At 72.0% G+C, this 13,925-nt stretch carries 10 protein-coding genes; 2 read left to right on the top strand and 8 right to left on the bottom strand.

Features of this window, described 5'->3' with window-relative positions; translation table 11 throughout:
• Positions 1–60: 60 nt before the first annotated feature.
• A complete protein-coding gene (gene gabT / locus OHS82_RS13355; protein WP_057580563.1) occupies positions 61–1,395 on the bottom strand; it encodes a 4-aminobutyrate--2-oxoglutarate transaminase in 1,335 nt (444 codons plus the stop codon).
• A gap of 237 nt (positions 1,396–1,632) precedes the next feature.
• On the opposite strand from gabT, the gene OHS82_RS13360 reads away from it, so the two are divergent.
• Both OHS82_RS13360 and OHS82_RS13365 read left to right on the top strand, forming a co-directional pair.
• On the top strand, positions 1,633–4,014 hold the full coding sequence (locus tag OHS82_RS13360) for a hypothetical protein (protein ID WP_057580562.1): 2,382 nt from the start codon (positions 1,633–1,635) through the stop codon (positions 4,012–4,014).
• A gap of 154 nt (positions 4,015–4,168) precedes the next feature.
• Positions 4,169–5,845, top strand: coding sequence for a PucR family transcriptional regulator (locus tag OHS82_RS13365; RefSeq protein WP_057580561.1), 1,677 nt, complete (start codon positions 4,169–4,171; stop codon positions 5,843–5,845).
• Positions 5,846–6,060: 215 nt separating this feature from the next.
• Here OHS82_RS13365 and OHS82_RS13370 read toward each other — a convergent pair whose 3' ends face one another.
• The 7 genes from OHS82_RS13370 to OHS82_RS13400 form a co-directional block, all read right to left on the bottom strand.
• Entirely contained in the window at positions 6,061–6,513 is a 453-nt protein-coding gene (locus OHS82_RS13370) for a hypothetical protein (protein WP_057580560.1), read from the bottom strand.
• Positions 6,514–6,721: 208 nt separating this feature from the next.
• Complete coding sequence (locus OHS82_RS13375; protein ID WP_057580559.1) at positions 6,722–8,140, bottom strand: NAD(P)/FAD-dependent oxidoreductase; 1,419 nt, start codon at positions 8,138–8,140, stop codon at positions 6,722–6,724.
• 37 nt (positions 8,141–8,177) lie between these two features.
• Positions 8,178–8,978 carry an ABC transporter permease gene (locus tag OHS82_RS13380; RefSeq protein WP_057580558.1) on the bottom strand — a complete coding sequence of 267 codons (801 nt, stop codon included), beginning with the start codon at positions 8,976–8,978 and terminating at the stop codon, positions 8,178–8,180.
• Positions 8,978–9,907 carry an ABC transporter permease gene (locus OHS82_RS13385; protein ID WP_057580557.1) on the bottom strand — a complete coding sequence of 310 codons (930 nt, stop codon included), beginning with the start codon at positions 9,905–9,907 and terminating at the stop codon, positions 8,978–8,980. The genes OHS82_RS13380 and OHS82_RS13385 overlap by 1 nt, the downstream gene beginning before the upstream one ends.
• Position 9,908: 1 nt before the next feature.
• Complete coding sequence (locus tag OHS82_RS13390; RefSeq protein ID WP_199863826.1) at positions 9,909–11,060, bottom strand: ABC transporter ATP-binding protein; 1,152 nt, start codon at positions 11,058–11,060, stop codon at positions 9,909–9,911.
• Between the two features lie 5 nt (positions 11,061–11,065).
• A complete protein-coding gene (locus OHS82_RS13395) occupies positions 11,066–12,313 on the bottom strand; it encodes an ABC transporter substrate-binding protein (protein WP_057580555.1) in 1,248 nt (415 codons plus the stop codon).
• 55 nt (positions 12,314–12,368) lie between these two features.
• Complete coding sequence (locus OHS82_RS13400; RefSeq protein WP_057580554.1) at positions 12,369–13,883, bottom strand: gamma-aminobutyraldehyde dehydrogenase; 1,515 nt, start codon at positions 13,881–13,883, stop codon at positions 12,369–12,371.
• Positions 13,884–13,925 lie beyond the last annotated feature (42 nt).

The raw sequence follows: 13,925 nt of genomic DNA on the forward strand, positions 1-13,925 counted from the left end.
CCTCGCACACCTTCTTCACACGCTGTGCGGCCGAAGGGGATCAGCTGTGCGGCGACCGCTTCAGATGCGCGCGAACGCCTGCTCGATGATGTCGAGACCCTCGTTGAGCAGGTCCTCTCCGATGACCAGCGGGGGCAGGAAGCGCAGCACGTTGCCATAGGTGCCGCAGGTGAGCACCAGCAGGCCCTCCTGGTGGCAGGCCTTGGCGAGCGCGGCGGTCGCCTCGGCGTTCGGCTCCTTCGTCGTGCGGTCCTTGACCAGCTCGATGGCGATCATCGCACCGCGTCCGCGGACGTCGCCGATGACGTCGAACTTCTCGGCCATGGAGGCGAGGCGGCCCTTCATGATCGCCTCGATGTTCTTGGCCCGGGCGTTGAGGTCCAGCTCCTTCATCGTCTCGATGGAGCCGAGCGCGCCCGCGCAGGCGACCGGGTTGCCGCCGTAGGTGCCGCCCAGGCCGCCCGCGTGCGCCGCGTCCATGATCTCGGCGCGGCCGGTGACGGCGGCCAGCGGCAGACCGCCGGCGATGCCCTTGGCGGTGGTGATCAGGTCGGGGACGATCCCCTCGTCCTCGCAGGCGAACCACTGGCCGGTGCGGCAGAAGCCGGACTGGATCTCGTCGGCGACGAAGACGATGCCGTTGTCGGACGCGAACTTGCTGATGGCCGGCAGGAAGCCCTTGGCGGGCTCGATGAAGCCGCCCTCGCCGAGCACCGGCTCGATGATGATCGCGGCGACGTTGTCGGCGCCGACCTGCTTGCTGATCTGGTCGATGGCCTGCGCGGCGGCCTCGGGGCCGGCGTTCTCGGCGCCGGTCGGCCAGCGGTAGCCGTAGGCGACCGGCACCCGGTAGACCTCGGGCGCGAACGGGCCGAAGCCGTGCTTGTACGGCATGTTCTTCGCGGTCAGCGCCATCGTGAGGTTGGTACGGCCGTGGTACCCGTGGTCGAAGACGACGACGGCCTGGCGCTTGGTGTACGCCCGCGCGATCTTCACGGCGTTCTCGACGGCCTCGGCGCCGGAGTTGAACAGTGCCGACTTCTTGGCGTGGTCTCCCGGGGTCAGCTCGGCCAGCGCCTCGGCGACCTCCACGTAGCCCTCGTAGGGCGTGACCATGAAACAGGTGTGGGTGAAGTCGGCCAGCTGAGCGGCGGCCCGGCGCACCACGGCCTCGGCGGACGCGCCGACGGAGGTGACCGCGATGCCGGAGCCGAAGTCGATCAGGCGGTTGCCGTCGACGTCCTCGATGATCCCGCCGCCCGCACGCGCGGTGAACACGGGCAGCACCGAGCCCACGCCGGCCGCGACCGCGGCGGTCCGGCGGGCCTGGAGTTCCTGCGACTTGGGGCCGGGGATGGCGGTGACGACGCGGCGCTCCTGCGGAAGGGCGGTCATGAGGGGCTCCTGGGGTTCTGCGGACGCTTTCGTTCTCTTCTCGCAGGCTAGGACGGGGAGTGGGGGGTCGGCATGCTCCATGTGGGCGGTGTCGGCGAGGCGGCTTGTCCGTCCTGGACAGTGCGCACGGGCGGCGATCGTCCGAGGCCCGGCCGCGTAAGCGGTGAACTCCCCTTGCCGGCGCGTTAGATTGACTCGCTGAGGGCAGACGGAACGGCTGGTCAGGGGGCAGGGGCGATGGACAGCGACGGGACGCAGGACGCACGGCGTGCGCAGGCGAATCCTGTACCGCGCCCGGCGGGGCCGCCGCGGCCGTCCGCCGTGCCGCCGCGGCCGGAGCGGGCGCCGGGCGTCCCGCCCGCCTTCGAGCACTCCCCGCGGGCCGCGTCCGCCGTGGCCGACTGGCTCGACGAGGCGCGCCCCACGACCCGGCCGGGCGTCTGGCGGCACGGCTACCGGCCGCCGAGGGCGGCGCGCACGGCGGAACGGCTCGCGCCGGTGACCGTCGTCGGCATGCTCGTGCCGCTGGTGATCGCGCTGGTCCTGTGGTCGCTGTGGCGGCGGGGCGCCATGCCCTACCAGTTCACCCTGCTGCGGCTGTTCACCCCGGACGACTGGTGGTGGGGCGGCACGATCGCCTCCCCGAAGAACATGGACGGCGCCGAGGCGCGTGTCGTCTACGACGGCGTCTTCTTCGCCGTCCTCCTCTACGCCATGGGACGGCTGGGCAGCTGGCCGCACGCGGTACGGCACTTCGTCGGCGGCCGGCCCCAGCCCGCGCGGGCCCTGATCGCCCTGCTCGGCGCGCTCGCCGCGCTGAGCTTCGTCTTCCCCGGCGCCTTCGGCGTCGGCTGGGACGCACTGCCGGTCGTCGACCCGCTGTTCTCGCTCATCGTGCTGATCTCCGGCGGTTACGAGCTGTTCGCCTCCCCCCTGTTCACGAACGCGCTGTACGCCGCCATCACCCTGCTGGTCGCGTGGCCGTTCGCCCGGCTCGGCGACTGGTGGCCGTACGCGAAGGGGCTGCTCGCCGCCCGTCGTGCGGGGCCGGGCCAGACCGCCCCCGCGGCCGAGCGGCCCCGCTCCCAGTGGCCCGAGCTGCGCGACGCCGGGCAGTACGAGGCGGCCGACCTGCTGACCGGCGAGGTCGCCGCGGGCCGGATGAACGACGTGGACTGCGTGCGTGTGCGACGGGCGTGGACCGCCGGATTCGGGGACTTCCGGGAGACCGTGCTGCGCCAGGGCGGGGCCGCCTGGACCCACCCCTCCGGCGCCCGCGACCTGCCCCGGCGCGCCGCACGCCACGACCTGCTCGCCGGGCAGGTGCGCATCGGCCGCTGGGCGGGCGGCGAGCGCACGCCCGTCGTCTACCGGGAGGCGGGCGCCGCGCTCGGCCCCGACGTGCTGGGCACCTCGCTGCTCGCCGTCGGCCCGTCCGGGTCGGGCAAGACGCGGACCCTGCTCGAACCGCTGACCGAGGCGCTGGCCCTGCAGGCGCTCACCGGGACGTGCGCCGTGGTCGCCGTGTCGTCGCCGGGGAGCGGACCGCTCGGCCCGGACGCGGCGTTCGACGTGATCGTCCGGATCGGCGATCCGTCGTCCGTGCACGACCTGGACCCGTACGCGGGCTCCGAGGACCCGGACGAGGCGGCCGCGATCCTCGCCGAGGCGCTGTCCGGCGACCTCGACGCGGTGAGCGGCCAGAGCGCGGCGACGGCCCTGGCCCAGGTGCTCGGCCCCTACCGGGCCGCACACGGGTGCTTCCCCACCCTCCCCGAACTGCTCGCGCTGCTGGAGGGCGAGCCGCAGGCGGTGTCCGCGCTGCGCGAGGCGGTGGCCGGCGACGAGGTGATGCGCCGCGAGCTGGAGGCCCGCGTCCGCCAGACCGGCACGCCGGGCGACGCGGGCCGTGCCCTCGCCGACCGGCTGGCGCTGCTGAACCGTCCGGTGTTCGCGGAGTTCTTCGGCGGCGGGAGCGACGCGCACCGGGCGTTCTCGCTGCGCGCCGTCGCCCACCATCCGCTGCGGGTCCGTGTCGACCTGCCCGACCGGGGACACGAGGAGGCGGGCCGGCTGATCACCCGGCTGGTCCTCGCCCAGTTCCAGACGGTCGTGCGGGAGCGGCGCGACCACTTCGCGTGCCTCGTCCTCGACGACGCCACGGGCACCGTCACCGAGGGGTCGGTGCGCCGACTGCAACGGCTGCGCTCGCAGAACGCGGGCGTGGTGCTCGCCCTGCGCAGCGTCGGCGACGTCCCCGAGTCGCTGCACGGGCCGCTGTACGGCGCGGTCGGCTGCCGGATGGCGTTCTCGGGCATCACCACCTGGGACGGCAACCGGTTCGCGCAGACCTGGGGCACCGAGTGGGTGGAGACCACGGAGGTCGCCAAGCACACCGTCTTCGCCGACCAGCCGATGACCCGTGCCATCCACGCGCTGCGCAAGCTGGTGACCGGCAGGGCGGTGACCACCGACGCGGTGACCGTGCGGCAGGTGGAGCGGGAGCGGTGGTCGGCGTCCCAGCTGGCGCACGAGATCCCGCCCGGCCACGCGGTGCTGTCCCTGACGAGCACGGGCGGCGAGCACGCGCCGCCGCTGCTGGTGGACCTGCGGGGCTGAAGCGGCGGCCCGGGACCGTACGGTGAGGCAGAATCGAGACAGGCTGTTCATACGAAGCGGCCAAAGGATCACGCGTCGGTGGAGCAGACGTGTTCCGCACCCTGACAGCTCCACACCCAGACGGCTCCGCACCCTCCCCCGACCTGAAGGCCCCATGCCTCCCACCCTCGCGTCGCTCGTCCACCACTCCGCGCTGAAGCTCACCGTGCGGGCCGGCGGAGACCGTCTGGACGTGCCGGTGCGCTGGGCGCACGTCAGCGAGCTCGCGGACCCCGTGCCGTACATGGAGGGCGGGGAGCTGCTGCTGATCACCGCGCTCAAGCTGGACGCGGAGGACCCGGAGGCGATGGGGCGCTATGTGCGGCGGCTGTCGAAGGCCGGCGTGGTCGGGCTCGGCTTCGCCGTCGGCGTCAACTACGACGAGATCCCGCAGGCGCTCGTGGACGCGGCGGAGGAGGAGAACCTGCCCCTGCTGGAGGTGCCGCGCCGCACGCCCTTCCTCGCGATCAGCAAGGCGGTGTCGGCGGCGATCGCGGCCGACCAGTACCGGGCGGTGACCGCGGGGTTCGCGGCTCAGCGCGAGCTGACGAAGCAGGCCCTCACGGACGGCGCCGAGGGACTGCTCCGCGCACTCGCCGCCCAGGTCGACGGGTGGGCGGCGCTGTACGACGCGTCGGGCGCCGTGGTGGCGGCCGCACCCGAGTGGGCCGCCCGGCGGGCCGCCCGGCTCACGGCGGACGTGGAGCGGCTGCGGGAACGGCCGGCCCCGGCCTCGGCGGTGGTCGGGGGCGGCGGCGGGCCGGAGCACGCCGCGTCCGGGGACCGCCTCGACGACCGGGTCGAACTGCACTCGCTCGGCGCCGGACGGCGTCCTCGCGCGGCGCTCGCCGTCGGCACCGCCGCGGCTCCGGGCACCGCCGAGCGGTACGCCGTCCACTCGGCCATCGCCCTGCTCACCCTCACCACGGAACGCTCGCGCTCGCTGTACGCGGCGCAGCAGCGGATCGGCGCGGCGGTGCTGCGGATGCTGCTGGCGGGCGAACCGGACCATGCGCGGGCCGTCGCCGGGCACCTGTACGGCGATCTGCTCGACGTCCCCTTCCGGGTGATCGTCGCCGAGTCGGTGCCGGCCTCGACCGCGCGGGCGCACCCGGAGGGGCAGGGGCAGGCGGCCCGGTCGCCGGCTCCGTCCGACACGGCCGGCGACCCGTTCGACGGTCTCGTCGAGGCTCTCGAGTCGGCGGCCGCCCGGGCCGGCGAGGCGGTGCTGGTGGTGCCCGAGGGCGAGCGGCTGGTGGCGCTGGTCACGGACGGCGGCGCGGCCGTGTCGGCGTGCGCCCGGTACGCGACGGCGCTGGAGGCCTCCCGGGCGAACGGGGGCGGCGGGGCCGAGGCCGACCCGGGGGACGAGCTCGTGGTGGGCCTGTCCGCGCCGGCCGGGCCGATCGCGGCGGCGGCCGCCTACAAGCAGTCGGAGCAGGCCCTGTCCGTGGCGCGGCGCCGGGGCCGGATGTTCGTGGAGCACGAGCGGATGGCGGCGGGTTCGGTGCTGCCGCTGCTGGCGGACGACGCGGTGAAGGCGTTCGCGGACAGCCTGCTGCGCGCCCTGCACGAGCACGACGCGACCGGCCGCGGCGATCTGGTGGCCTCCCTGCGGGCCTGGCTCTCCCGGCACGGGCAGTGGGACGCGGCCGCGGCCGACCTGGGCGTCCACCGCCACACCTTGCGCTACCGCATGCGCCGGGTGGAGGAGATCCTCGGCCGCTCCCTGGACGACCCGGACGTCCGCATGGAGCTGTGGCTGGCCCTCAAGGCGACGTCGGCGGACTGAGCGCGCCACCGCGACGACGTCGCGCCCGGCCCCGCGGCGCGCGGCACGGCCGCCCCGCCCTCGACCGGGCCAGGGGGCACATGAGCACGCGGCCGTACCGGTGCCGTGCCGGCCGCACGGGCGGCCGGCCCGAGAACGGTCGACGCGCCTCCGGGTCGGGGGACGTGGAGGCTCGTCGGCACGGGCGGGACGGCGGCGGGGGGTTCTCCGGTCGGTCAGCCGTCCTCTCCGACGGCCAGCCCCGCCGCCGCCTCGTGCATCGCCAGTTCGAGGAGCGCCGCGTCGGTCAGCGTGCCGGAGCCGTCCGGCGTCACCAGCCAGCGGACTTCCCTGGTCGAGCGGCCCGGATAGGGCACGACGATCCAGGTGCCGGCCCCCGCGGTGCGGATGCCGGTGCCGAGCCAGCGGGCCGCCGTCCCCGGCGCCACGAAGAACCCCATGCGGTCGTCGCCGAAGTCGACGAGCACCGGGCCCGGCCGGTCGAGGATCCGGGTGAGCACGTCGAGAGTGGGATAGCCGAGCGTGCCCGGCAGGATGAGCACGTCCCAGGCCCGGCCCGCGGGCAGCAGCGCCACGCCGAGCGGGTTGCGCTCCCACTCCCGGCGGCATGCCTCGGGATCCGGTGCGACGGATGCCAGCCAGTCGACCGCCGTCTTCGCCCCAGCCATGTGAGGACCTCCCTTTCGCTCGTGGGACGCGGTCGCGTCCACGAGGGAGAGGGAGGTCGGCGGCGAGCATTACGCGGGTTCGGACCACCCGTAAGGGTGAACCGGCTCACACTCCGCGGACCGGGCTCCCGGGACACCGCTCCACGGACCGGGCTCCGCGAGGTCGCACTCCGCGGGTCACGGTCCGCGGGGGCGCGGTCCGCCGGGCTCAGCTGTCGAAGCCGAGCCCCAGCCTGTCCATGGCCTTCAGCCACAGGTTGCGCCGGCCGCCGTGCGCGTCGGCGCGGGCCAGGGACCACTTGGTGAGGGCGATGCCGGTCCAGGCGAAGGGCTCGGGCGGGAAGGGCAGCGGCTTCCTGCGGACCATCTCCAGCCGTGTCCGCTCGGTGTTCTCCCCCGCCAGCAGGTCGAGCATCACCTCGGCGCCGAAGCGGGTCGCCCCGACGCCCAGACCGGTGTACCCGGCGGCGTAGGCGACCTTCCCCTGGTGCGCGGTGCCGAAGAACGCCGAGAAGCGCGAGCAGGTGTCGATCGCCCCGCCCCACGCGTGCGTGAAGCGGACGCCCTCCAGCTGCGGGAAGCAGGTGAAGAAGTGGCCGGCGAGCTTGGCGTAGGTCTCCGGACGGTCGTCGTACTCCGCGCGCACCCGGCCCCCGTAGGGGTAGACGGCGTCGTACCCGCCCCACAGGATCCGGTTGTCGGCGGACAGCCGGAAGTAGTGGAACTGGTTGGCGCTGTCGCCGAGGCCCTGCCGGTTCTTCCAGCCGATCGAGTCGAGCTGTGCCGAGGTGAGCGGTTCGGTCATCAGCGCGTAGTCGTAGACCGGGACGGTGTACGCCCGCACCCGCTTGACCAGGTTCGGGAAGATGTTCGTACCGAGGGCCACCTGCCGGGCGCGAACCTGCCCGTAGGGCGTGCGGACGGCCGTCCCCGCGCCGTACGGCTTCAGGTCCAGCGCGGGCGTGTGCTCGTACACCCGCACCCCGAGACGGACGCACGCCCGCTTCAGTCCCCAGACGAGCTTGGCGGGGTGGAGCATGGCCACGCCCCGGCGGTCGTGCAGGCCCGCCCGGAAGGTGGGCGAGGCGACCTGCTCGCGCACCGCGTCCGCGTCGAGGAACTCGACGCCGTCGGCGAGGCCCCTGCTCTCGAGCTCCTCGTACCACTCGCGCAGTTCCCGTGCCTGGTACTCCTCGGTGGCGACGTCGATCTCGCCGGTGCGCTCGAAGTCGCAGTCGATCCCGTGCCGGGCGATCGCCGCCTCGATCCCGTCGAGGTTGCGCATCCCCAGCTCCTCGAGCCGGTGGATCTCGTCCGGCCAGCGGGCCAGCCCGTTGGGCAGCCCGTGGGTGAGGGACGAGGCGCAGAACCCTCCGTTGCGGCCCGAGGCGGCCCAGCCCACCTCGCGGCCCTCCAGCAGCACCACGTCCCGCTGCGGGTCGCGCTCCTTGGCGACGAGCGCGGTCCACAGTCCGCTGTATCCGCCCCCGACGACCAGCAGATCGCAGGTCTCGGGGCCGGTGAGCGCGGGCTCGGGGCGGGGCCTGCCCGGGTCTTCCAGCCAGTACGGGACCGGCTGTGCGTCGGAAAGAGAAGTGATCCACCGGTTCATGGCGCCTGGGGCCATGATGTCAACTCCCTACAGGGACTCTCGGCTTCGAGCTTTATGCCTTTTGCTTGTTGCGGCGACTGCTGACGACCATCGAGGTCAGCACCAGCAGGACGGCGACCAGGAACATGGCCGTGCCGATGACGTTGATCTGGACGGGCGTTCCGCGCTGGGCCGAGCCCCACACGAACATGGGGAAGGTGACGGTCGAGCCCGCGTTGAAGTTGGTGATGATGAAGTCGTCGAAGGAGAGCGCGAAGGCGAGCAGCGCGCCCGCGGCGATTCCGGGCGCCGCGATGGGCAGGGTGACGCGCAGGAACGTCTGCGCCGGCCCGGCGTAGAGGTCCTGGGCGGCCTGTTCCAGCCGGGGGTCCATCGACATGACGCGCGCCTTCACCGCCGTCACGACGAAGCTCAGGCAGAACATGATGTGCGCGATGAGGATCGTCCAGAAGCCCAGCTGCGCGCCCAGGTTGAGGAAGAGGGTGAGCAGCGAGGCGGCCATGACGACCTCGGGCATCGCCATCGGCAGGAAGATCAGCGAGTTCACGGCGCCCCGCGCGCGGAAGCGGTAGCGGACCAGCGCGAAGGCGATCATCGTGCCGAGGAGGGTGGCGCCGAGGGTCGCCCAGATCGCGATCTGGAGGCTGAGCGACAGCGAGCCGCAGAGGCCGGCGACCCCGCACGGGTCCTGCCAGGCGTCGGTGGAGAACTGCTGCCACTCGTAGTTGAAGCGGCCCTTCGGTTTGTTGAAGGAGAACACGGTGACGACGACGTTCGGCAGGAGGAGATAGCCGAGCGTGAGAAGTCCCGCGATGACCACGAAATGGCGCTTGAGCCAGTTGACGAGGGGCATCAGACCAGATCCTCCGTCCCCGACCTGCGGATGTAGAAGGTGACCATGAAGAGGATCGCGGCCATGAGGATGAAGGAGAGGGCCGCAGCCGTCGGGTAGTCCAGCACGCGCAGGAACTGCGTCTGGATGACGTTTCCGATCATGCGGGTGTCGGTCGAGCCGAGGAGTTCGGCGTTGACGTAGTCGCCGGCCGCCGGGATGAAGGTGAGCAGGGTGCCGGAGACCACGCCCGGCATCGACAGCGGGAAGGTGACCTTGCGGAAGACGGTGGCCGGCCTGGCGTACAGGTCGCCGGCCGCCTCGTGCAGCCGTCCGTCGATGCGCTCCAGCGACGAGTACAGCGGAAGGATCATGAACGGCAGGAAGTTGTACGTCAGACCGCAGACCACCGCGAGGGGCGTGGCGAGGACGCGGTCGCCCGCGGTCCAGCCGAGCCAGCTGGTGACGTCGAGGACGTGCAGGTTGTTCAGGGCGCCGACGACGGGACCGCCGTCCGCGAGGATCGTCTTCCAGGCGAGGGTGCGGATGAGGAAGCTGGTGAAGAACGGCGCGATCACCAGGATCATGATCAGGTTCCGCCAGCGGCCGGCCCGGAAGGCGATCAGGTAGGCCAGCGGGTAGCCGAGCGCCAGGCACAGGGTCGTGGCGGCGCCCGCGTAGAGGACCGAGCGCAGGAACTGCGGCCAGTACGCGCTGAGGGCGTCCCAGTAGGTCGCGAAGTGCCAGGTGACCTTGTAGCCCTCCTCCAGGGAGCCCGTCTGCACGGACGTGGAGGCCTGGTAGATCATCGGCAGCGCGAAGAACACGACCAGCCACAGCAGGCCGGGCAGCAGCAGCCAGTACGGCGTCAGCCGGCCGCGCTTGCGGGGCGGCTTCTTCGTCGGCGCAGTCGGGGAGAGAGGCGGGGGCGCCTCGGTGAGCGTCGCCATCTCAGACCGCCGCCTCTTCCTGGATGCCGGCGTCGATGTCCTGTGCCGCGTCCAGGCCGAAGGTGTGGGCCGGACTCCAGTGCAGGACGACGTCGGCGCCGGGGACGAGCCGGGCGTCGCGGTCGACGTTCTGGACGTAGACCTCGAACTCCGGACAGACCGAGCTGTCGATCACGTACTGGGTGGAGACGCCGATGAACGAGGAGTCGGCGATCTTCCCGGTGATCCGGTTACGGCCCTCGGGGATCTCACCGGCGTCGTCGGCGTGGGTCAGGGAGATCTTCTCGGGGCGTACGCCGACCAGCACCCTGCCGCCGTTCGTGGTGGGTGCGGAGCAGCGCGCCACGGGCAGCACGAGCTTTCCGTCGCCCGCCTTGAGCACGATGTCGTCACCGGCCTTGGAGTCCACCTCGGCCTCGATCAGGTTGGAGGTGCCGAGGAAGTTGGCGACGAACGTGGTGTGCGGGTTCTCGTACAGGTCGGCCGGGGAGCCGAGCTGTTCGACGCGCCCCCCGTTCATCACGGCGACCGTGTCGGCCATCGTCATGGCCTCCTCCTGGTCGTGCGTGACGTGGACGAACGTGATGCCGACCTCGGTCTGGATGCGCTTGAGCTCCAGCTGCATCTGGCGGCGCAGCTTGAGGTCGAGGGCGCCGAGCGGCTCGTCGAGCAGCAGGACCTTGGGGTGGTTGATCAGGGCGCGGGCCACGGCGACGCGCTGCTGCTGGCCGCCGGAGAGCTGGTGCGGCTTCTTGCGGGCCTGCTCCCCGAGCTGGACGAGCTCCAGCATGTCCTCGACCTGCTTCTTCACGCTCTTGATGCCGCGCCGGCGCAGGCCGAAGGCGACGTTCTCGAAGATGTCGAGGTGCGGGAAGAGGGCGTAGGACTGGAAGACCGTGTTCACCGGCCGCTTGTAGGGCGGGAGCGCCGTCACGTCGTGGTCGCCGAGGTGGACGGTCCCGGAGGAGGGCTCCTCCAGGCCGGCGATCATGCGCAAGGTGGTGGTCTTGCCGCAGCCGGACGCGCCGAGCAGGGCGAAGAAGGAGCCCTGCGGGACGGTCAGGTCCAGCGGGTGCACGGCGGTGAAGGAGCCGTAGGTCTTGCTGATGCCGGTGAGGCGGACGTCGCCGCTGCCGCTGTCGGTCGTCTTCATCGTCGTCACGCCCCAGTGAGCTTTGCGAACTTGGCCTGGTAGGCGGTCTCTTCCTTCGAGCTCAGGGAGCGGAAGGCGTGGGACTTCGCCTGCATGGCCTTGTCGGGAAGGATCAGCGGATTGTCCGCCGCCGACTTGTCGATCTTGGCGAGGTACGGTTTCACGTCCGCGACCGGGCTCACGTAGTTGATGTACGCGGCGAGTTCGGCGGCCGGTTCGGGCTCGTAGTAGTAGTCGATCAGCCGCTCGGCGTTCGTCTTGTGGCGAGCCTTGTTGGGGATCAGCATGTTGTCGGTCGACGTCATGTAGCCGCTGTCCGGGATGACGTAGGCGACATCGGGGTTGTCCGCCTGGAGCTGCACGATGTCGCCGCCCCAGGCGACGCAGGCCGCGAGGTCGCCCTTGCTGAGGTCGGACGTGTAGTCGTTGCCGGTGAAGCGGCGGATCTGGCCCTTGTCGACCGCCTTCTGGAGGCGGGCGATGACCGCGTCGTAGTCGTCGTCGGTGAACTTCGCCGGGTCCTTGCCCATGTCGAGCATGGTCATGCCGACGGTGTCGCGCATCTCGGTCAGCAGGCCGACCCGGCCCTTCAGCTTGGGGTTGTCGAGCAGGTCGGAGACCGACTTCACCTCGACGCCGTCGAGCGCCTTCTTGTTGTAGGCGACGACCGTCGAGATGCCCTGCCAGGGGTACGAGTAGGCGCGGCCCGGGTCCCAGTCGGGGCTGCGGAACTGGTCCGACAGGTTGGCGAAGGCGTGCGGCAGGTTCGACGCGTCCAGCTTCTGGACGTAGCCGAGCCTGATCATGCGGGCGGCCAGCCAGTCGGTGAGGACGATGAGGTCGCGGCCGGTGTCCTGGCCGGCGGCGAGCTGCGGCTGGATCTTGCCGAAGAACTCGTCGTTGTCGTTGATGTCCTCGGTGTACTTGACCGTGATGCCGGTCCGCTTGCGGAAGGCGTCCAGCGTGGGACGGTGCTTCCCGCTGTCGTCGACGTCGATGTACTCCGGCCAGTTGGAGAAGTTGACGACCTTCTCCTTCGCCGAGTGGTCGTCGGCGGAGACGCCGCCCTGTGACTTGCCGGCGGCGGGGATCCCGCAGCCGGCCAGCGCTCCGAGGCCGCCCAGGGTGAGCGCGCCGCCGGCGGAGGCGCGCAACAGCGACCGGCGGGTCATGGCCGCCCTGCCGTTGCGGAAACTGCGCCGTACGGCGGCCAGTTCGGCCGGGCTCAGGCGGTCGGGCTCGTACTGCTCCATGCGCGTGGTGCCCTTTCGGGAGGTCCGGCCGTGGTCTGCGGCCGTTCGTCGTCGCTTATGAGTCCCCGAAGACCGTGCGGTGCCAGGGCTTGCGGGCCACCGCCGTGTTATCGAACATAACGTGCTTTACCTGTGTGTACTCCTCGAACGAGTACGCTGACATGTCCTTGCCGAAGCCGGACGCCTTGTAACCGCCGTGCGGCATCTCGCTGATGATCGGGATGTGGTCGTTGATCCACACGCACCCGGCCCTGATCTCGCGTGTCGCACGGTTCGCCCGGAAGACGTCCCGGGTCCACGCGGAGGCCGCGAGCCCGTAGGGGGTGTCGTTGGCGAGCCTGATGCCCTCGTCGTCGGTGTCGAACGGCAGGACGACCAGGACCGGCCCGAAGATCTCCGACTGGACGGCCTCGCTGTCCTGGGCGGCGTCCGCGATCAGGGTGGGCAGATAGTAGGCGCCGTTCTTGAGGTCGCCCTGGGGCGCCTCGCCGCCCGTCACCACGCGCGCGTAGCCGCGCGCCCGGTCGACGAAGGCGGCGACCCGGTCGCGCTGTGCGTGCGACACGAGCGGGCCGAGGTCGGTGCCCGCGGCGAACGGGTCCCCGACCCGAACGGTCTCCATCAGGGCGGCCGTCCGCTCGACGAAGGCCTGGTAGAGAGGCCGCTGCACATACGCGCGCGTGGCGGCCGTGCAGTCCTGCCCGGTGTTGATGAGCGAGCCGGCGACCGCGCCGTGGACGGCGGCCTCCAGGTCGGCGTCCTCGAAGACGACGAAGGGCGCCTTGCCGCCGAGCTCGAGGTGCAGCCGCTTGACGGTCGCGGTGGCGATCTCGGCGACCCGCCTGCCGACGGCCGTGGAGCCGGTGAAGGAGGTCATGACGACGTCGGGGTGGCCGACGAGGTGCTCGCCCGCCTCCCGTCCGGTCCCGTTGACGATGTTGATCACACCGTCGGGGATCCCGGCCTCCGACGCCGCCCGGGCGAACATCAGCGAGGTGAGCGGGGTGAGCTCGGCCGGCTTGAGCACGATCGTGTTCCCCGCGGCGATCGCCGGGAGGATCTTCCAGGCCGCCATCTGAAGGGGGTAGTTCCAGGGCGCGACGGAGCCGACGACGCCGATGGGTTCCCGGCGGACGTAGGAGGTGTGGTCGCCGGAGTACTCGCCGGCCGACTGGCCCGCGAGATGCCGGGCGGCTCCGGCGAAGAACGCGGTGTTGTCGATCGTCCCCGGGACGTCGAACTCCCGGGTCAGCTTCAGCGGCTTGCCGCACTGCAGGGACTCGGCGCGGGCGAGGTCGCCGGCTTGGCCGGCGAGGACCGCGGCGAAACGGTGCAGTGCGTCGGAACGCTCCCCCGGCGTGGCGCCCGCCCAGCCGGGAAAGGCGGCGCGGGCCGCGGCGACGGCCGCGTCGACGGTGTCCGTGCCCGCCAGGTCGTAGGTGCAGACCTCCTCACCGGTGGCGGGGTCGATCACGGCGTGGGCGCGCCCCGAGTCGCCGCGGGCGAGGCGGCCGTCGATGTACTGGGCGCCTTCCGCGAACAGCTGCTGTGCGGGGAACCGGTCCTGCATGTCGCTCTCCTCCGCCTTCGCCCCGCTGTGCGCGGGGGCGGG

Origin of the sequence: Streptomyces sp. NBC_00425 (assembly GCF_036030735.1) — a bacterium.
Classification (GTDB): domain Bacteria; phylum Actinomycetota; class Actinomycetes; order Streptomycetales; family Streptomycetaceae; genus Streptomyces.

Excerpts from the sequence above, each read along its gene's own strand:
- gabT (WP_057580563.1), bottom strand. The coding sequence starts at position 1,395 with ATGACCGCCCTTCCGCAGGAGCGCCGCGTCGTCACCGCCATCCCCGGC.
- OHS82_RS13370 (WP_057580560.1), bottom strand. The coding sequence starts at position 6,513 with ATGGCTGGGGCGAAGACGGCGGTCGACTGGCTGGCATCCGTCGCACCG.
- OHS82_RS13365 (WP_057580561.1), top strand. The coding sequence starts at position 4,169 with ATGCCTCCCACCCTCGCGTCGCTCGTCCACCACTCCGCGCTGAAGCTC.
- OHS82_RS13390 (WP_199863826.1), bottom strand. The coding sequence starts at position 11,060 with ATGAAGACGACCGACAGCGGCAGCGGCGACGTCCGCCTCACCGGCATC.
- OHS82_RS13380 (WP_057580558.1), bottom strand. The coding sequence starts at position 8,978 with ATGCCCCTCGTCAACTGGCTCAAGCGCCATTTCGTGGTCATCGCGGGA.
- OHS82_RS13395 (WP_057580555.1), bottom strand. The coding sequence starts at position 12,313 with ATGGAGCAGTACGAGCCCGACCGCCTGAGCCCGGCCGAACTGGCCGCC.
- OHS82_RS13385 (WP_057580557.1), bottom strand. The coding sequence starts at position 9,907 with ATGGCGACGCTCACCGAGGCGCCCCCGCCTCTCTCCCCGACTGCGCCG.
- OHS82_RS13360 (WP_057580562.1), top strand. The coding sequence starts at position 1,633 with ATGGACAGCGACGGGACGCAGGACGCACGGCGTGCGCAGGCGAATCCT.
- OHS82_RS13400 (WP_057580554.1), bottom strand. The coding sequence starts at position 13,883 with ATGCAGGACCGGTTCCCCGCACAGCAGCTGTTCGCGGAAGGCGCCCAG.
- OHS82_RS13375 (WP_057580559.1), bottom strand. The coding sequence starts at position 8,140 with ATGGCCCCAGGCGCCATGAACCGGTGGATCACTTCTCTTTCCGACGCA.